Source organism: Neisseria sp. HMSC70E02 (assembly GCF_001838645.1).
In the GTDB taxonomy this organism is placed as follows: domain Bacteria; phylum Pseudomonadota; class Gammaproteobacteria; order Burkholderiales; family Neisseriaceae; genus Neisseria; species Neisseria macacae.
In genome coordinates, this window is record NZ_KV838095.1 from 10504 (window position 1) to 28526 (window position 18023).

General features: G+C 52.5%; 20 protein-coding genes. 7 read left to right on the forward strand and 13 right to left on the reverse strand.

Going from position 1 to position 18023, the window contains the following annotated elements:
* The 6 genes from HMPREF3277_RS06575 to xseA all read left to right on the forward strand — a co-directional run.
* The coding region (locus tag HMPREF3277_RS06575) for a 3-deoxy-manno-octulosonate cytidylyltransferase (protein WP_070870418.1) at positions 1 to 479 on the forward strand (479 nt) is incomplete at its 5' end.
* 83 nt (positions 480 to 562) lie between these two features.
* Positions 563 to 1228: an adenylate kinase gene (gene adk / locus HMPREF3277_RS06580; RefSeq protein ID WP_070870420.1), complete on the forward strand. Its 666-nt coding sequence runs from the start codon at positions 563 to 565 to the stop codon at positions 1226 to 1228.
* 335 nt (positions 1229 to 1563) lie between these two features.
* On the forward strand, positions 1564 to 2304 hold the full coding sequence (gene pyrF / locus HMPREF3277_RS06585; RefSeq protein ID WP_049225483.1) for an orotidine-5'-phosphate decarboxylase: 741 nt from the start codon (positions 1564 to 1566) through the stop codon (positions 2302 to 2304).
* Positions 2305 to 2358: 54 nt separating this feature from the next.
* Positions 2359 to 3321, forward strand: coding sequence for an ADP-heptose synthase (gene hldA, locus HMPREF3277_RS06590; protein ID WP_070870422.1), 963 nt, complete (start codon positions 2359 to 2361; stop codon positions 3319 to 3321).
* A gap of 89 nt (positions 3322 to 3410) precedes the next feature.
* Positions 3411 to 4415 (forward strand): ADP-glyceromanno-heptose 6-epimerase, encoded by a 1005-nt coding sequence (gene rfaD / locus HMPREF3277_RS06595; protein ID WP_070870424.1) that lies wholly within the window; start codon positions 3411 to 3413, stop codon positions 4413 to 4415.
* Positions 4416 to 4539: 124 nt separating this feature from the next.
* Positions 4540 to 5889: an exodeoxyribonuclease VII large subunit gene (xseA, locus tag HMPREF3277_RS06600; protein ID WP_070870425.1), complete on the forward strand. Its 1350-nt coding sequence runs from the start codon at positions 4540 to 4542 to the stop codon at positions 5887 to 5889.
* A gap of 347 nt (positions 5890 to 6236) precedes the next feature.
* Here the strand turns inward: xseA and HMPREF3277_RS06605 are convergent, their stop codons facing one another.
* The 11 genes from HMPREF3277_RS06605 to ptsN all read right to left on the reverse strand — a co-directional run bounded on the left by HMPREF3277_RS06605 (position 6237) and on the right by ptsN (position 16070).
* Complete coding sequence (locus HMPREF3277_RS06605; protein WP_049226449.1) at positions 6237 to 6716, reverse strand: copper chaperone PCu(A)C; 480 nt, start codon at positions 6714 to 6716, stop codon at positions 6237 to 6239.
* Between the two features lie 193 nt (positions 6717 to 6909).
* On the reverse strand, positions 6910 to 7302 hold the full coding sequence (locus HMPREF3277_RS06610) for a diacylglycerol kinase (RefSeq protein ID WP_003744917.1): 393 nt from the start codon (positions 7300 to 7302) through the stop codon (positions 6910 to 6912).
* 141 nt (positions 7303 to 7443) lie between these two features.
* Positions 7444 to 8388 (reverse strand): glutathione synthase, encoded by a 945-nt coding sequence (gene gshB / locus HMPREF3277_RS06615; protein ID WP_070870426.1) that lies wholly within the window; start codon positions 8386 to 8388, stop codon positions 7444 to 7446.
* Positions 8389 to 8538: 150 nt separating this feature from the next.
* A complete protein-coding gene (gene recN, locus HMPREF3277_RS06620; protein ID WP_003769017.1) occupies positions 8539 to 10200 on the reverse strand; it encodes a DNA repair protein RecN in 1662 nt (553 codons plus the stop codon).
* A 357-nt stretch (positions 10201 to 10557) separates the two neighbouring features.
* Positions 10558 to 11160 (reverse strand): SMC-Scp complex subunit ScpB, encoded by a 603-nt coding sequence (locus tag HMPREF3277_RS06625; protein ID WP_049231132.1) that lies wholly within the window; start codon positions 11158 to 11160, stop codon positions 10558 to 10560.
* 131 nt (positions 11161 to 11291) lie between these two features.
* Complete coding sequence (locus HMPREF3277_RS06630; RefSeq protein WP_246830772.1) at positions 11292 to 12224, reverse strand: GIY-YIG nuclease family protein; 933 nt, start codon at positions 12222 to 12224, stop codon at positions 11292 to 11294.
* Positions 12225 to 12343: 119 nt separating this feature from the next.
* Positions 12344 to 13285: a ribosome biogenesis GTPase YlqF gene (gene ylqF, locus HMPREF3277_RS06635; protein WP_070870430.1), complete on the reverse strand. Its 942-nt coding sequence runs from the start codon at positions 13283 to 13285 to the stop codon at positions 12344 to 12346.
* A gap of 155 nt (positions 13286 to 13440) precedes the next feature.
* Positions 13441 to 13671 carry a hypothetical protein gene (locus HMPREF3277_RS06640; RefSeq protein WP_003776813.1) on the reverse strand — a complete coding sequence of 77 codons (231 nt, stop codon included), beginning with the start codon at positions 13669 to 13671 and terminating at the stop codon, positions 13441 to 13443.
* 148 nt (positions 13672 to 13819) lie between these two features.
* Positions 13820 to 14674, reverse strand: coding sequence for an RNase adapter RapZ (gene rapZ, locus HMPREF3277_RS06645; protein ID WP_003756091.1), 855 nt, complete (start codon positions 14672 to 14674; stop codon positions 13820 to 13822).
* Positions 14655 to 15617, reverse strand: coding sequence for an HPr(Ser) kinase/phosphatase (gene hprK / locus HMPREF3277_RS06650; protein WP_003756089.1), 963 nt, complete (start codon positions 15615 to 15617; stop codon positions 14655 to 14657). The genes rapZ and hprK overlap by 20 nt, the downstream gene beginning before the upstream one ends.
* Before the next feature lie 3 nt (positions 15618 to 15620).
* Positions 15621 to 16070, reverse strand: a complete 450-nt coding sequence (gene ptsN / locus HMPREF3277_RS06655) for a PTS IIA-like nitrogen regulatory protein PtsN (RefSeq protein ID WP_003743926.1) — start codon at positions 16068 to 16070, stop codon at positions 15621 to 15623.
* Positions 16071 to 16183: 113 nt separating this feature from the next.
* Between ptsN and HMPREF3277_RS15730 the strand changes: the two genes are divergently transcribed.
* Complete coding sequence (locus HMPREF3277_RS15730) at positions 16184 to 16315, forward strand: hypothetical protein (protein ID WP_283127070.1); 132 nt, start codon at positions 16184 to 16186, stop codon at positions 16313 to 16315.
* Positions 16316 to 16352: 37 nt separating this feature from the next.
* On the opposite strand, the gene ubiA is transcribed toward HMPREF3277_RS15730, so the two are convergent.
* The gene (ubiA, locus tag HMPREF3277_RS06660) at positions 16353 to 17270 is read right to left on the reverse strand and encodes a 4-hydroxybenzoate octaprenyltransferase (protein WP_009311220.1); all 918 of its coding nucleotides are present in this window, start codon (positions 17268 to 17270) and stop codon (positions 16353 to 16355) included.
* Positions 17271 to 17427: 157 nt separating this feature from the next.
* Positions 17428 to 17970 carry a chorismate--pyruvate lyase family protein gene (locus tag HMPREF3277_RS06665; protein WP_094113490.1) on the reverse strand — a complete coding sequence of 181 codons (543 nt, stop codon included), beginning with the start codon at positions 17968 to 17970 and terminating at the stop codon, positions 17428 to 17430.
* Between the last annotated feature and the right edge of the window lie 53 nt (positions 17971 to 18023).

An 18023-nucleotide genomic window follows, 5' to 3' on the forward strand; every position in this document is an offset into this window, starting at 1 on the left:
TGCTTGCCGATGTTGCCCTGCTGGTTCAAAACGATGACCAAGAGTTTAACTATGAAATGTTGAAAGCCGCCGCTCCGGACGAAGCCAGCGGCGAGTTTTGGTTCCGTATGGCGGAAACGCTCAGTACGCTGCCACCCAACCGTTCGCTGGATTTGCGCCTGAACGGCGGCAGGCTGACGGTTGCCGTGTCGATTTTGTCGGTTTTGCTGCAAGACAGCCCTGAAATTCCGCAGCTTTGGGCGCAAAAGGTGATTGCACTCAACTATCTGGCACACGGGCATCAGACCCGTGCGCGCGGTTTGGCGCAGCAGGCGGACAAGGCGGCGGAAGCCAATGAGGAAGAATATTTGGCGAAGACTTTATCGCAAAACCTGCTTTCCACTTTGAAAGACGCATTGGAGCGGTTTCCCGAAGACACATGGTTTGCCGAAATGCGCGATGACGCATGGAAACATTTCGGCGCGGAACAGGCCGTCTGAAGTTTTGAACGATAAACGCAAGCCGTGTAAAATCATTTGAATCACGTTTCAAATCCATATCACTTAAACAAGAAGGAACACCCATGAAAGTATTATTGTTAGGCGCGCCGGGCGCGGGCAAAGGCACTCAGGCACAATTCATCACCGCTGCGTTCGGCATTCCGCAAATTTCCACCGGCGACATGCTCCGCGCTGCGATTAAAGCAGGCACGCCGCTGGGTTTGGAAGCGAAAAAAATCATTGACGAAGGCGGCTTGGTGCGCGACGACATCATCATCGGCATGGTGAAAGAACGCATCGCGCAAGACGACTGCAAAAACGGTTTCCTGTTTGACGGTTTCCCGCGCACGCTGGCACAAGCCGAAGCGATGGTTGAAGCGGGCGTGGATTTAGACGCGGTCGTTGAAATCGACGTACCCGACAGCGTGATTGTCGACCGCATGAGCGGCCGCCGCGTTCACCTGGCTTCCGGCCGCACCTACCACGTTACCTACAATCCGCCCAAAGTCGAAGGCAAAGACGACGTAACCGGCGAAGATTTGATTCAGCGCGACGACGACAAAGAAGAAACCGTCAAAAAACGCCTTGCCGTATACCACGAGCAAACCGAAGTGCTGGTCGATTTTTACAGCAAACTGGAAGGCGAACACGCGCCGAAATACATCAAGGTTGACGGCACTCAGCCGGTAGAAGCCGTGAAAGCCGAAATATTGGGCGCATTGGGCAAACAAATCGAAAAGGTCGTCTGAAAACAAAACAGAAAGTCAGGTTTCAGACGACCTGTTTTTGATAAACAGCGTGTTGCAACCGAAAAATAATCATTCAGCGTCATTCCCGCGCAGGCGGGAATCCATTTCTGAATTTGGGCAATCGCTGTTTAAATCTGATGAACTGAGTTTTATCAATGGATTCCCGCCTGCGCGGGAATGACGGCTGATGTACCGGTTCAAATTTATCCGAAACAGTTTGTCGGGGGCTTGAGTCCGCGTAGGTTGGACATCAATGCCCGACCTACGGTTTGAATTTACGTTGTTACTGCGAAAAAGACGATAAAGGTCGTCTGAAAACCCAAAACGAAAACACCATGAATCCTTTAATCACCGACTTCCAAACTCCGCAACAACGCACTCCCGTTATCGTTGCCCTTGATTTTGCCAACGAAAAAGACACGCTCGGATTCGTCCGCAACCTTGATCCGACGTTGTGCCAAATCAAAATCGGCAAAGAGCTGTTTACCGCCACGGGGCGCAGTTTGGCGGAAAGCCTGATTCATCAGGGTTTCAAACTCTTTCTCGATTTGAAATATCACGACATTCCCCACACCGTCGCGCAAGCCTGTAAAGTCGCCGCCGACATGGGCGTGTGGATGGTCGATATGCACGCATCGGGCGGCCGCCGCATGATGGAAGCCGCAGCCGAAGCCGTTGCCGGATACGGCACGAAGCCGCTCTTAATCGGCGTAACCGTGTTGACCAGCATGGAACAAAGCGATTTGGCGGAAATCGGTTTGAACATCGCCCCTGAAGAACAAGTCATCCGCTTGGCAAAACTGGCGCAAAGTTCGGGCTTGGACGGCGTGGTCTGTTCCGCCCAAGAAGCCGCGCCGCTGCGCCGCGAATTAGGGCAGGATTTTGTCTTGGTAACGCCCGGCATCCGTTTGGACGTTGCCGGCAACAACGACGACCAACGCCGCATCATGACGCCCGCCGAGGCATTAGCGGCAGGTTCGACTTATCTGGTGATGGGCCGCCCCGTTACCCAAGCTGCCGATCCGGTAGCCGTATTGCGCGAAGTGAACCGCGTGGCGAACCTTGAAGCAAACTGATTTTCAGACGACCTTACAGGTTGAGGCCGTCTGAAAAAACACAACGGAGGCAATATGCCCACCAAGTTCCAACAAGAAACCCTCAAATCCCGTTTCGCGCAAGCCAAAGTCCTTGTTGTCGGCGACGTGATGCTCGACCGTTATTGGTTTGGCGATGTGTCCCGTATTTCGCCCGAAGCGCCCGTGCCGGTGGCGAAAATCGTACGAATCGACCAACGTGCGGGCGGAGCGGCGAACGTTGCGCGCAACATCGCTTCGTTGGGCGGCAAAGCAGGGCTGTTGTCGGTAACCGGCGACGACGAAGCCGCCGACGCGCTCGACGCGCTGATGGCGCAGGACGGCGTCGCCTCCTATCTGATGCGCGACAAACAAATCGCCACCACCGTCAAACTGCGCGTCGTCGCCCGCAACCAGCAGCTTATCCGCCTTGATTTTGAAGAACATCCCAACCGCGAAGTGTTGGAGCAAATCAAGCAGAAATACCGTGAAATATTGCCCGAATACGACGCAATCATTTTTTCAGACTACGGCAAAGGCGGCCTGTCGCACATCTCCGATATGATAGATTGGGCGAAACACGCAGGTAAAACCGTATTAATCGACCCCAAAGGCGACGATTACGAAAAATACGCCGGCGCCACGCTGATTACGCCCAACCGCGCCGAATTGAAAGAAGTGGTCGGCAGTTGGAAAAACGAAAGCGAGCTGACCGAAAAAGCGCAAAACCTGCGCCGCCACCTCGACCTGACCGCCGTTTTACTGACCCGAAGCGAAGAGGGCATGACCCTGTTCAGCGAAGGCGAACCCATTTACCAGCCTACCCGCGCCCAAGAAGTTTACGACGTATCCGGCGCAGGCGACACCGTCATTGCCGGAGTGGGCTTGGGGCTGGCGGCAGGCTACACCATGCCCGAAGCCATGCACCTCGCCAATACCGCCGCCGGCGTCGTCGTCGCCAAACTCGGCACGGCGGTTTGCTCGTTTGCAGAGTTGAACAAAGCATTGGAAGAGCAGTAATTTCTTTTTCAGACGACCCCATCTTTCCAAGGCCGTCTGAAACGAGTGCAACGAGTTTCGCTAAAACCAAAAATCAAAGGAAACCCAATATGACCATCATCGTAACAGGCGCGGCCGGCTTTATCGGCAGCAACATCGTCAAAGCCCTCAACCAACGCGGCATTACCGACATCGTCGCCGTCGACAACCTGACCCGTGGCGAAAAATTCAAAAACCTTGCCGAGTGCGAAATCGCACACTACCTCGACAAACACGAATTCATCCGCCAAGTGCGCGGCCATCTTCTGCCTTACGAAAACATCGAAGCCATCTTCCACCAGGGCGCGTGTTCCGACACCATGAACCACGACGGCCTCTACATGATGGACAACAACTACCAGTACACGCTCGACCTCCTAGACTGGTGTCAGGACGAACGCATTCCCTTCCTCTACGCCTCCAGCGCCGCCGTGTACGGCAAAGGCGAAATTTTCCGCGAAGAGCGCGAACTTGAAAAACCGCTCAACGTCTACGGCTACTCCAAATTCCTGTTTGACCAAGTATTGCGCCGTCGCATGAAAGAAGGCCTGACCGCTCAAGTCGTTGGCTTCCGCTACTTCAACGTTTACGGACAACACGAACAACACAAAGGCCGCATGGCATCCGTCGCCTTCCACCATTTCAACCAATACCGCGAACACGGTTACGTCAACCTGTTCGGTGCCAACGACGGCTACGGCAACGGCGAACAGACCCGCGACTTCGTCAGCGTCGAAGACGTCGCCAAAGTCAACCTCTACTTCTTCGACCACCCCAATCTCTCCGGCATCTACAACCTCGGCACCGGCCGCAGCCAACAGTTCAACGAACTCGCCGCCGCCACCGTCAACGCCTGCCGCGCCGCCGAAGGCAAACCTGAATTGAGCTTAAAAGAACTGATAGAAGAAGAACTTATCCGCTACATCCCCTTCCCCGACGCGCTCAAAGGCAAATACCAAAGCTTCACCCAAGCCGACATTACCAAACTGCGCGAAGCCGGATACAAGGAAGAATTTTTGGATGTCAAAGCAGGTGTCGAGCGCTACGTCAAATGGATGCTGGAAAATTTGGCTTAATTTGAAATGCGTATAAAAGAGGTCGTCTGAAAACTCGGATTTGAGGTTTTCAGACGACCTTTCCCATACAAACCTCGTCTGAAACCCCTTATAATCCAACCTTTCTCTATTCTTCCCGCTCCCGATGTCCGAACTCTTCGCACCCTCCTCCATTTCCGTATCCGAACTCAACGCCCTCGCCAAAGCCTTGCTGGAAGACCATCTTGCCGGCTTGTGGATTGCGGGCGAAGTGTCCAACCTGACCCGTGCCGCCAGCGGACATTATTATTTCTCGCTCAAAGACAGCCGTGCGCAGGTGCGTTGCGCGATGTTTAAAGGTGCGGCGGCGCGTTTGGCGAAACCTTTGAAAGAAGGCGACCATATCGAAGTGGCGGGCAAAATCAGTATTTACGAGGCGCGGGGCGAATTTCAGATTACCGTGAACGAGGTGCGGCTAAAAGGCTTGGGACAACTTTACGAAGCCTACGAGCGGCTGAAGGCGCAGTTGCAGGCGGAAGGCGCGTTTGCGGCGGAACGCAAGAAACCTTTACCCGCCCGAGCGCAATGTATCGGCATCGTCACCAGTCTGGCGGCGGCGGCTTTGCGCGATGTCGTTACCACCCTGAAACGCCGTGCGCCCGAAATTCCCGTCATCGTTTATCCGACCGCCGTTCAAGGCGCGGGCAGCGAGTTTCAGATTGCCCAAGCGATTAAAACCGCGTCGCAACGCGCCGAATGCGATGTGTTGATTGTCTGTCGTGGCGGCGGCAGCATTGAAGACTTGTGGGCGTTTAACGAAGAACCGGTCGTGCGCGCCATCGAAGTCTGCCCAATTCCGGTCGTCAGCGGCGTGGGGCACGAAACCGATTTCACGCTCGCCGATTTCGTCGCCGACGTACGCGCGCCCACGCCGACCGGCGCGGCGGAACTGGTCAGCCCCAACCGCCAAGAATCGTTACACCGTCTCGCCCAGGCCAAAGGTCGTCTGAAAACCGTTTTGGAACAACGCTATTTCGATGCCAGCCAAAAGCTCGACTGGCTCGCGCGGCAAATCCGCCACCCGCGCCAAAAACTCGGCGAACAGCGCACCTACATCCGCAAACTGGCGCAAACCCTGTCCTACTCAATGACGCAAAATGTCCGCGCCCACACCGCCCGTTTCGAACGCCAAACCCAAGCCCTGAAACATTGCCGCCCCGATATTTCCGTTTACCGGCAAGACATCGACCGCTTTCAGACGACCTTGTCGCACGCCTTCCGCCAACTGCTCGCCCACCGCCGCCAAAGCCTGACCGCCCAAACCGCCCTGCTCGAAGCCGTCTCGCCGCAGCAGATTCTGGAGCGCGGCTTCTCCGTCGTCAAAAACACACGCGGACAAGTCATCCGCAACGCCGATGTTTTGAAGCAAGGGCAAAAACTGCACATCACTTTTGCCGACGGCGAAACCGACGTGCGCGTGACCAAAGAGCAGGCGCAGCGGGAATTGTTTGATTAATCGCCGGCTTGAATGAAGAAGGTCGTCTGAAAACGAGCGTAGCGGGTTTTCAGACGACCTTTTGATTTTGATGGTAAGCGTTTTCCTTCTGTTGACTGATGGAGAAAAGCAAGAAACAAAGCGATCGAAACCACGGATAAATACCGCAAAACCTGCCTTCCCCACCCCATCTCCTGCCGGACCAAATTTGGCGCAGATTACCGAATGCAGTGATTACCGCTTGACTGAGTATTCAAACAAAACACCCTGATTTCAACCTAAAAATATTGCACCGACTCAAATTTAATCCAAACAAAAAGGTCGTCTGAAAATGTTCAGACGACCTTTTGAGTTCAAACGATGAACGATTAGTGTTGATGCGCGCCACCGTGGTCATGACCATGACCGTGATCCATGCCGGATTGCGGCGCGGTTTTCACTTCCAGTTGTACGGTTTGAGGTTTGGCATTTTTGAATTTCAGGGTAACCGGTACTTTTTCGCCTTCTTTCAGCGGTTTTTTCAGACCCATGAACATAACGTGGTAGCTGCCCGGTTTCAGCTCGGTTACGCCTTTTGCCTCCAGCGGAACACCACCTTTGACTTCGCGCATGCGCATCACGCCGTTGTCGTTGACATGGGTATGCACTTCAACGCGGTCGGCTACCGGGCTGCTGCCGCCGACCAAGAAGTCTTGTTTGGCTTCATCGTTGTGGATTTTCATGAACGCGCCGCCCATTTTCATGCCTTCAACGGTGGCACGCGCCCAACCGTCTTCAACGTGAACACCGGCTGCGGAAGCGGTGGATACCAAACCTGCTGCGATCAGGGTTGCCAATAATTTTTTCATGTATTGCTCCTTTATGATGAAATGGGTGGTTTTGTTGCGGCAAAAGCTTTCCGCGCGACATTGCATGTCGGTAATACTGTTCTCATCCTACATGCAATGGTCGTCTGAATGCTTTGACTCAGATTAAACAAAATGATTCAAATTAATTCATGAGAATTAATACTTAGTAAGTATAAATCATCTCAAAGTAAATTTAAACATACCCGTGCCATAATGCGATCGCCCACACGATACCCAGCATCGTCAAAGCGAGCAATTGCGCGGCGGAGCCAGCATCTTTGGCGCGTTTTGCCAACTCGTGTTTTTCAGTGGAAGTGTGGTCGACGGCGGCTTCGACGGCGGTGTTGAACAATTCGGTGATCAGCGAAACAAACGACGCAATAATCAGCAGCATTTTGGTCGCGGAGTCGAAATTGAGGATGAAGGTCAAGACAATCAAAATCAGGTTCAGCCATAATACTTGGCGGAACGCGCTTTCATAGCGGTAGGCGGCGGCAAGCCCGTCTTTGGAATAGCCGAATGCGTTGATGATGCGTTTGATGCCGCTTTTACCTTTTTTATCGGCAGCGTAAGAAGATGGTTTCATAAGTAATGTTTGTATCAATATTTATATTTGTAAAAAAGGGTCGTCTGAAAACGAGCGAAGCGAGTTTCGCTAAAACGAGCAAAGCGGGGTTTACTAAAACGGATTCGGGTTTCAGACGACCTTTCGGGATTATTGTTTGGACTAAGCTTCGACAGCGTCGGCAAACATCGCGGCGACGTCGAAGTTTTTTTGTTTCATGATTTCTTGGAAACCGGTCGGGCTGGTAACGTTGACTTCGGTCAGGTTGCGGCCGATAACGTCCAAACCTGCCAACAAGATACCGCGGCGTTTGAGTTCGGGGGCGAGGGTTTCGGCGATTTCTCGGTCGCGTTCGCTCAATTCCTGCGCCACGCCGCGCCCGCCTGCCGCCAGATTGCCGCGTGTTTCGCCGTTTTGAGGAATACGCGCCAAAGCATAGGGTACGACTTCGCCGCCGATAATCAGGATGCGTTTGTCACCGTGGACGATTTCGGGAATGTAGCGTTGCGCCATGATGGTGCGGGAATCAAGCTGCATCAGGGTTTCAAGGATGCTGCCGATGTTGGGGTCTTTTTCGGTCAGGCGGAAAATGCCCATGCCGCCCATGCCGTCCAGCGGTTTGATGATGATGTCGCCGTGTTCTTTCAAAAATGCGCGGACATCGGCGGAACGGGTCGTAACCAGCGTAGGCGCGGTGAACTGGCTGAAATTCAAAATCGCCAGTTTTTCATTGAAGTCGCGCATCGCCTGTCCGCTGTTAAAGACCTTCGCGCCCTGCTGTTCCGCCAGCGTCAGGAATTGGGTGGCGTAGAGGTATTGCATATCGAACGGCGGATCGGTGCGCATAATGACGGCATCGAAGTCTTTCAAGGTCGTCTGAACTTTGTCTGCCGCTTTAAACCATTCATGGTCATCGTCGCTTTTTGCACCGAGAAACTCAAACGGTGCAGCCTGAGCTGTCACCAATCCTTGCTGTACGGATAACTCTCCGCTCAAGGTATGGAAAAGCTGCCAGCCGCGTTTTGCCATTTCGCGCATCATGGCGTAGGTGGTGTCTTTGTAGGTTTTGAAACTTGCCATCGGATCGGCAATAAACAGGACTTTCATGGGAACTTCCTTATAAACAAACGACGTAATCATACCTTGTATTGAGGTCGTCTGAAAGGGCGCGGGCGGTTTGGCAAAGAGGTCGTCTGAAAAGCAGTTTGTAAATGGTTACACAAACTTCCTTTTCAGACGACCTCTTCGATTCTGCGTTTAAGCGGCGGCAAGGCTGATTAACTCTGCCGCATGGCTGCGGGTCGTGTCGGTAATGATTTCGCCGCCAAGCATACGGGCGATTTCTTCGATACGCTGCTGATGGTCCAACACGCTGATTTCGCTGACAGTTTGTTCGCCTTCGCTGTGTTTGCGCACCTGCCAATGGTTTTCACCGCAGGAAGCGACTTGCGGCAGGTGGGTCACGGCGAGCACCTGATGTTTTTTACCCAAAGCACGCAGGGCTTTACCGACCATTTCTGCCACGCCGCCGCCGATACCGGTATCGACTTCGTCAAAAATCAGCGTAGGGACTTGCGTGTATTGGCTGGTGACCACCTGCAAGGCAAGGCTGATGCGGGCAAGTTCGCCGCCGGACGCGACTTTGTTCAGCGGACGGGACGGATTGCCTTTGTTGGCGGCAACTTGGAACTGTACCTGCTCCAAACCGTGCGCTGTGGGGGAAGACGGCAGCAGGACGATGTCAAAACGCGCGCCTTTCATGGCGAGATGCTGCATATGTCCGGTCGTTTCCTCGCCCAACCTGCCCGCCGCCTGATGGCGCATGGCGGAAAGAACATGGGCGGCTTCCTGATATTCGGCAAGGTTGCGGGCAACGGTTTGCGTCAACGCTTCCAAATCGGCAGCGGCTTGCAGGCTTTGCAGGCGCTCGTCGATTTCAGCCAGCTTTTGCGGCAAGGCTTCAGGCTCGATGCGGTATTTCCGCGCCATCCCCATCAGCTCGCCCATGCGCTGCTCCTGCGCCGCCAATTCATTGGGATCGATGTCGCTGCGGCCTGCGACGTCGCGCATATTGGCACTGATTTCGCCCAATTCGGCTTCAATGCTCGCCAGCATATTCAGGCTTTCGGCAAAGCGCGGCTCTATGTTTTGCAGATTGGTCAATAATTTTTGGCATTGATAAATTTGACGTTGGATGCCGTTGTCGCCATCGATGTAGTCGCCGACTTCTTCAGCAGCCTGCAACAGCTCGGCAGAATGGGCAAGACTGTCGTGGCTTTGGCTGAGGGCTTCCCATTCGCCTTGTTTGACGTCCAACTGGTTCAATTCGTTGAACTGCCATTCCAAACGCTCACGCTCGATAATGATGGTCTCGGCGTGTTCCTGCGCCTCTTGGAGGGCTTTTTTCGCATTGACCCAGTTTTGATAAAGCTGTCTGACGGTTTCCGCCTGCGCTTTGCTGCCCGCAAATGCGTCCAACAATTCGCGCTGGGCGGATTCTTGATTGAGGGAATGGTGGGCGTTTTGCCCGTGGATGTCGATAAGCTGCCCGCCGATGGCTTTAAGCTGCGCCAACGTGGCTGCCTGATTATTGATGAAGCTGCGGCTTTTTCCTTTGGCGTCGATGATGCGGCGGATGCTGAGTTCTTCCGCGTCTTCGTCCAAAAAACCCTGCTCCTGCAATTGGGCTTTGAGATCGGGCAAAAGGCTGATGTCGAACAATGCCGACAACTGCGCTTCCTTCGCGCCGCTGCGGACTTGGCTGTAATCGGCCTTATCGCCCAACAAAAGTCCGATTGCGTCCAGCGTAATCGATTTGCCCGCGCCCGTTTCGCCGGTCAAGACGGTAAAACCGCTTTGGAAATCCAGATTGAGGTTTTCAACAATGACAAAATCGCGCAGGGAAAGTGCCAACAGCATGGTAGTATTCCTTAGTAAATCGACCGCACATCGGCGGCTAACTTTAGATATGCTGATTATAACTAAGATTTTTTATAGTTTGAATAAGTTTTTCTTTATTTTATATCTAACAAACTGAATACAATGATATTATTTTTTAAAAAAAGGTCGTCTGAAAACCTATAGTGGATTAAATTTAAATCAGGACAAGGCGCCGAAGCCGCAGACAGATACAGATAGTACGGCACCGATTCACTTGGTGCTTCAGCACCTTAGAGAATCGTTTTCTTTGAGCTAAGGCGAGGTAACGCCGTACTGGTTTAAAGTTAATCCACTATAATTCCAGTTTTCAGACGACCTTTGCCAATCCTGCCTGATTTAATTAATCAGCCGCTCCGGCGTTTCTTCCTGCTCCTCTTCTTCGCCTGTCGGCGGCGTTTCGATCAAATCAGGCAAAACCAATTCGCCTAATTCTGTCAGCGGCGGCAAATCTTCCAAACTGTCCAAGCGCAAATCGCTCAAAAACGTCGGCGTCGTCGCCCACAATGCAGGCCGGCCGACCGAATCACGATGCCCGATCACTTCAATCCAACCCCTGTCCTGCAAGGTCTGCATCACGTTCTGCGATACCGCCACGCCGCGTATGCCCTCGATATCACCGCGTGTCACCGGCTGCTGGTAGGCGATAATCGCCAGCGTTTCCATCACCGCACGGGAATAGCGCGGCGCACGCTGTTCCTGAAGGCTGCCCAGCCGCTCGAAAGCAGCCTGCGCAATCTGAAACCGCCAGCCCTCGTGTGTATGCACCAGTTGCAACGCCCTGCCCTGCCAACGCGTTTTCAACTGCGCCAGCACGTCGATTAATTTGTCCTGCGACAGCGGCGGCACACACAATTCGCGCATGGATTTTTCGTTTAGGGGTTCGGTTTGGGTCAAAAGCGCGGCTTCGATGAGCGCGTCGGGAGGGAGTTTTTCGTTCATGATCAGACGGTTTTATTTGAATATTTTTGGATTTTCAGACGACATCAGTTAGGTTAGGGACTTCTAAAAATAAACTCAGCGTTTTGAAAGAGATAACTTTCTAATCTCTTCCTTTTTCAAGTTTATAGTGGCTATTTATTTTTTCGATACAATTCATCTAATGTTTTACCTTCGGCATTTTTCCACTCTATCCAACCATTTGATGGTTTACCAAGAATCCAATCGCTTGATGCACTTGGTCTGCCTTTAATAAAACAATCATCCATCAGAACAAGCACTCCTCCTTGCTCTTTCAGCATTCCTGCCTCAAGCATCTTTTTCTTCCATGCGGGAAGCCTTGTTTTTTCCTCCATAAATGGCGTGTGATCCAGTCTTAAGGTTGAGCTTCTTAACAATAAAAAACCGTCTTTCCGATATTTACCGCGTGCTTCTATCCCTTGTTTCACATTACGGCAGTAAAAGATTTCTTCATTGCTTTCAGACGACCTTTCTATTTGATTTTCTTCTGGAACCATTCTTTCTACTGGATGTGTTATTTCCAAAGAAATATGATTTTTTTGTTCTGATGCCTTTTCAAAAAAATCCTGATTCAACACAGCCAGCAAAGTATCGATTTCGTCAAAAATGTTTTCGCAATCGGAACGGATAGAGTCGTGCAAATGGTTTTGTCTATTGCCTTCAGTTCCATTCTCTAATTCTAATCTTTGTGCCAGTTGGGCTTGTTCGATAGTCATGCGCTCCAAACAGTCCAAATGGTCTCTAGTACAAAATTCATTATTCAAAACAACAGCAAATGCTTTTTCCCAAAATGTTTTACCTTTATCGTGTTGCTTGAGACGGTTTCGCAATTCTGTAGTTTGTCCGACATAGAGCTTGTGATTGTCCGCAAGAAGATAAATACCCATTTTTCCCGATTCGTCCATATTGCAGAAACTATTCAAATGAAGACGTGGTACGACAAACAATGTGATATTGCTGTTGCTAGAACGACTGACCTTACGGATACCACGCGGATTGCCTGTTGGAAGAAAAATTCTAATAGTTTGAGAACGTGATTTAGTCATAACAAATTCAATAATATGGAAAGTTTTGAAATAATACTATGTTTCGACTCATAAGATGATATTTAAATATACCCTATCCTTTGAAATACGGACTACTCGTCTCTGAGTCGCTATTTGCTTTATTCCTCCGCCGGCTTCTGCCCTTTGCGTTCCGCTTTTCTGGCTTCGCGCACGGCTTTGAGTTCGGCTTCTTTTTGACGGGCTTTTTTGAGCCATGTTTCCCATTGGTTCGGCGTTTCAAGGGTGATTCTGCCGATTTTGCCTTCGCGGAAGTCGGTGAGGATGTTTTCGGCGGCTTTTTGGTAGTTGATCCGTCCGCCGCTGAGGACTGCGCCGCGTTTTTTGGCTATCCATTCGAGCCATGAGTTGTCGTCCCAGTGGCTGCTGGGGTCTTTGTCGGCTTGGTAGCGTTCTTGCAGCATGGGGAGGTAGTGGCGGCGGAGGTAGTCTAGGAGCTCGAGGGCGACTTCTTCTTCGTCCAGCGCGTTGCGTCCGACTGCGCCGCCGGCGGCGAGGTTGTAGCCGCCTTCTTCGACGATGATTTTCGGCCACAGCATTCCGGGGGTGTCGTAGAGCCAGAAGTCGTCGGCGAGGAAAAGGCGTTGTTCGGCTTTGGTGATGCCGGGTTCGTTGCCGGTTTTGGCGGATTTTTTGCCTATCATGCCGTTGATGAGGGTGGATTTGCCGACGTTGGGGATGCCGCAGATGAGGACGCGTAGGGGTTTGTCTATGCCTTGGCGGTGGGGAATCATGGCGCGGCAGGCTTGGGTGATTTTGCCGTGTGCGCCGGTTTCGGAGGAATCGAGGGCGATGGCGCGGGTGTCGGGGCGGCTGTTGTAGTGTTCGAGCCAGATTTTAGTGCGTTCGGGGTCGGCAAGGTCTTGTTTATTGAGGATTTTGAGTTTGGGCTTGCCTTTGGAAAGCTGGGCTAGCAGGGGGTTTTCGCTGGAGGCGGGCATTCGTGCGTCCAGCATTTCAATCACCATGTCGACGCTTTTGGAGCGCTCGGCGATGGCTTTTTTTGCTTTGTTCATGTGGCCGGGAAACCATTGGATTGCCATGTTTTGTTCTTTCTGTCTGATTTGCGGTGGGGTCGTCTGAAAAGTGGTTCGGCGGTGTTTTCAGACGATCTGAGGTTTGTCCGTTTTCTGTGCAAAGGTCGTCTGAAAGCCTTCGCGGTTTTTCAGACGACCTTTTGGTTTGGGGCGCTCAAGGTTTAGAGGTTGCCGTGTTCGTAGCGGTAGTAGCCGGCTTCGTCCATACATTGTTCAAGGGATTTGGATTCGCGTCCGTGTTTGGCGTCGTGTTGCGCTTGTGATTTGCAAACGTTGATTTGGCGGGAAACGTCGGATTCGCTTGCGCCGGTGCGGTGCCAACGGTAGGCGGGGACTTCGGCGGCGCAGGCGGCGAGTGTGCAGGCGAGTGCGAGGGTGAGGATGTGTTTCATGGGTTTCTCCTTTTATAGTGCATTAAATTTAAACCAGTACGGCGTTGCCTCGCCTTGCCGTACTACTTGTACTGTCTGCGGCTTCGTCGCCTTGTCCTGATTTATGTTAATTCCACTATAAATCGAAAAGGTCGTCTGAAAAGGGGAATCAGCGTCCGGACAGGTTTTGCGCCTGTCTGTGGCGGACCAGCAGTTCGTAATGTCCTTGCAGGCGTTGGGCGAGTTTTTCGACGACATAGACGGAACGGTGCTGCCCGCCGGTACAGCCGATGGCGATGGTAACGTAGCTGCGGCTTTCTTTTTGCAGGCGCGGGAGCCAGTGGTTCATAAAGTGGTCGATATCGTCCACCATTTCCTGCGCCAGGGGCTGCTGGTCAAGATACGCTTGAATGGGGGCGTCCATGCCGGTATAGGGGCGCAGCTCGGGATCGTAATAGGGATTGGGCAGGCTGCGCATATCGAACATGAAATCGGCGTTGTTCGGCACGCCGTATTTGAAGCCGAAAGATTCGAGGATAACCAAAAGCCCTCTGCGCTCAATGTTGAGCCATTGTTGAACGGCGTAACGCAGCTGCTGCGCGTTCATTTTGGATGTGTCGATACAGTAGGCGATGTCTTTGAGCGGGAACAGCCATTCGCGCTCTTTTTGCAGGCTTTCCAGCAGGGTAAGGTTCAGTCCAGACAGCGGATGGCCGCGCCGCGTTTCGGAAAAACGGCGCACCAGCACGCTTTCTTCTGCCTCCACAAACAATACTTCGACCTGATGGCCTTCATCGCGCAGGTATTGGATTTGCTCCTGCGCTTCCTGAATGTTGATGCCGGAACGGACATCGACGCTTACGCCGAGTTTGGTTTCATCGGCGCGCTCGATATGGTGCAGCACCAGCGAAGGCAGCATTTCCAGCGGCAGGTTGTCCACGCAGAAATAGCCGAGGTCTTCAAGCTGTTTGAGGGCAACGGACTTGCCCGAGCCGGACAATCCGCTAATCAGGACGATTTTCATGGTTTTGTTCGTTTTCTTTGAGTTGTGTTTGATGGCGTTCGAGGAATTCTTTGGTACTGTCTTTGCCGCGCAACTGGAGGATGTAGTTGCGCACCGCCGCTTCAACCAATACGGCAAGGTTGCGGCCCACGGCGACAGGCAGGGTGACGGAACGGACGTTGACATTGAGGATGGACTCGGTTTCCGTGCGTATGCTCAAGCGGTCGAGCTGCTTCATGTAATCGTCGTCGGCAGCGACCAGGTTGATAATCAACTGGAGGATTTTTTTCGGACGGATGGAGGTTTCGCCGAAAATGTGGCGGATGTTGAGTATGCCCAAACCGCGCACTTCAAGGAAATCACGCAACATCGGCGGGCAGCGGCCTTCGAGCGTTTCAGGGCCGGTACGGAAAAGCTCGACCGCATCATCGGCAATCAGGCTGTGTCCGCGCGAAATCAATTCCAACGCCAACTCGCTTTTACCCAAACCGGAATGGCCGGTAATCAGCACGCCGACTTCAAATACATCGAGGAATACGCCGTGTTTGACGATGGAAGTCGCCAGCGTGCGTTGCAGATAAATCCGCAACACGTCCATCAAATAAGGGCTTTCGAGCTTGGAGGTCAGCAGCGGGATGTCGTTTTTATGGCAGTAGTCGCGCAATTTGGGCGAAACCGCCAGACCGTTGGCAACGATGACCAGCGACATGGGAATATCGAAGAGTTCGCCGAAATCGTAATTCAACTCGCCCGATTCGAGGCGCTTGAGATATTCGGCTTCGGCAACACCGACGACTTGGATTTGATTGGGATGGATAAAATTCAAATGGCCGACCAACGCCAAAACGGGTTTGTCGGCCTCTACTCCGATGCGGTTGTCCGCACCCGAATTGCCTGCCGCCCAAGCAAGTTGGAGCTTGTGCTGATTATCGGAAAACAGGCGGCGGACGGATATACTGGGCATTCTTTACTCTTCTGCCAGAAGTTTGCGCACCTCCTCGGCAGAGGTTGCGGACATCAAGGCTTCACGGACGGCTTTTTGCGAGAACCTGCCCGCCAGTTTGGACAAGACTTCCAAATGCTCGCCGGTCGCATTTTCCGGCACCAACAACGTGAAAATCAGGGATACGGGTTTGCCGTCGGGCGCATCGAAAGCGACCGGTTCTTTCGTGCGGATAAACGCGCCGGTGGCTTTTTTCACGCAGGCATGACGGCCGTGCGGGATGGCGACGCCCTGTCCCAAGCCGGTCGAACCCAGCTTTTCGCGGGCAAACAGGCAGTCGAAGACATCGCCGTGAGGTAATTCTGCTTCATGTTCAAGCAGCAGGCCCGCTTCTTCAAACAAGCGTTTTTTGCTGCCGACTTCCAAGTCTAAAACGATATGGGACAAAGGCAAAATTTCGCCGATAAGGCTCATAGAAATCTCTTTTGATGTGGCAAAATGAAATGGAATTGTACCGACTGTCTGTACAAACCTCAATCCTGAACACGCAATTTACACTCAGATTGCTAACAAGAAACGCTGCTTCTTTGATATTTCTTAACTCACACACAAGGTCGTCTGAAAACGGCGGCAAGTGGTTTACGGCAAGTTCGGATACCAGACAAAACTCCGCCGCCATCGCCAATCCGCCCTACCCCAAAAAGCAAAACGTCGTCTGAAACCCTTTTCAGACGACGTGTTAACCATTTTATTGCCTTACAACCGCGTGGCAGCCAAAGCCCACAAATAATGCCCCGCCAAACCCAAAAACCACAGCAAGCCGATATAGTTGTTATCCAGAAACACTTTAAAACAAGTCTGGCGGTCGCGGGTTTTGATGGCATGGTATTGACCGATTTGCAGCCACACCACCGCAGGCAGCATGATCCAATACGGCCATGTCGCGCCGATTTTCACGCCCAACACCGCCATCAGCGCGGTAAACCAAAAATGGCAGAGCATGGATGCGGAAATATCGTGATCGCCGAACGTGATGGCCGAAGTTTTAATCCCGATTTTCAAATCGTCTTCCTTGTCTGACATCGCATAAATCGTGTCGTAGGCAAGCGTCCATAGAGCATTGGCGGTAAACATCAGCCACGCCGTAGAAGGCACGCCGCTGCGGACGGCGGCAAACGCCATCGGAATCCCGAAAGAAAACGCCAGCCCCAAATAAAACTGCGGCAGCGGGAAAAAACGTTTGGTAAAGGGGTAAGTCATCGCCAGAAACAGCGCGGGAACGCTCATCACCCAAGTCAACAGGTTCAGCGGCGTCATGCAGAGGGCGGCAAGCAGGCAGAGGATGACGGTCAGCAGAATCGCTTCCGTTTTAGAAACCAACCCGCGGGCAAAGGGGCGGTTTTTCGTGCGCTCGACCGAACCGTCAAAATCGCGGTCGGCAAAGTCGTTGATCACGCAGCCTGCGCTGCGCATAAAGAACGTACCGGCGGTAAACGCCCAAAAAATATCCGCTTCCGGAATGCCTTCCGAAGCGACCCATAACGCCCAATAGGTCGGCCAAAGCAGCAGCAACGTGCCGATAGGCTTGTCGATGCGCATCAATTTGCCGTATATGACCATCCGTCCGACGGCATAGCGCGGGAAAAAATGTAGGAGAACACGTCTTATCTTCATGCGAATGTGAAAAATATGTTATTGGTATAATAAATCAATTTGTAATTATTGCTTAGCGTATTATGTTCATTATAAATCAATTTTTAGATTTTACTATTTTATTTAGACCCTTATCCCCAACTTTTACAGAAAGATACAAAAACGGCATATCTGCGCCCTACACAAACTGCGCCAACCCCAGCAAAAAATATTCCGTCAGTTCCAACACCTCGCCATCCCAATCAAAATAAGACCTGCGGGCAGCGACAGGTCGTCTGAAATCATCCTGACCACCTGCGTTTTCCATCAGACAAAACTCGAATGCCGAACGCTTCAGGGGCAGCGTGCCGTCAAACAGCCGCTCGCCCAAAGGCTGCGTGCCGCAATCCAACACGCCGCGCCAGGCTTGGGATTGCGGGCTGCACGCGCTGCGCGCCTGTACGACGGGCACGCCGTCCAGATGCAGCAAAACGTCGCGGACGAATTGCGGGGCGGCGGTTTCGGCATGGTTTTCGCCAAACAAATTGCCCTGCCCGTCCAGTTCGCCCATATACAGCACGTTTACCGTAAAGCTGCCGCCCAAGGCGCGTAAGGCGGCGGTCAGCGATTGCGCCTGGCACAAGGCGGCAGCGCGTTCGTTCCAGCCCTGCAGCAGCTCGTCGGAAAGTTTGTCTTGCCAATTCAAAGGGGGATTCATGGGGTTTAGATTGATGTGCTTCATAGCATAATAAATAAATTTTCAGACGACCTCCATATCACTTGGAGACCGTCTGA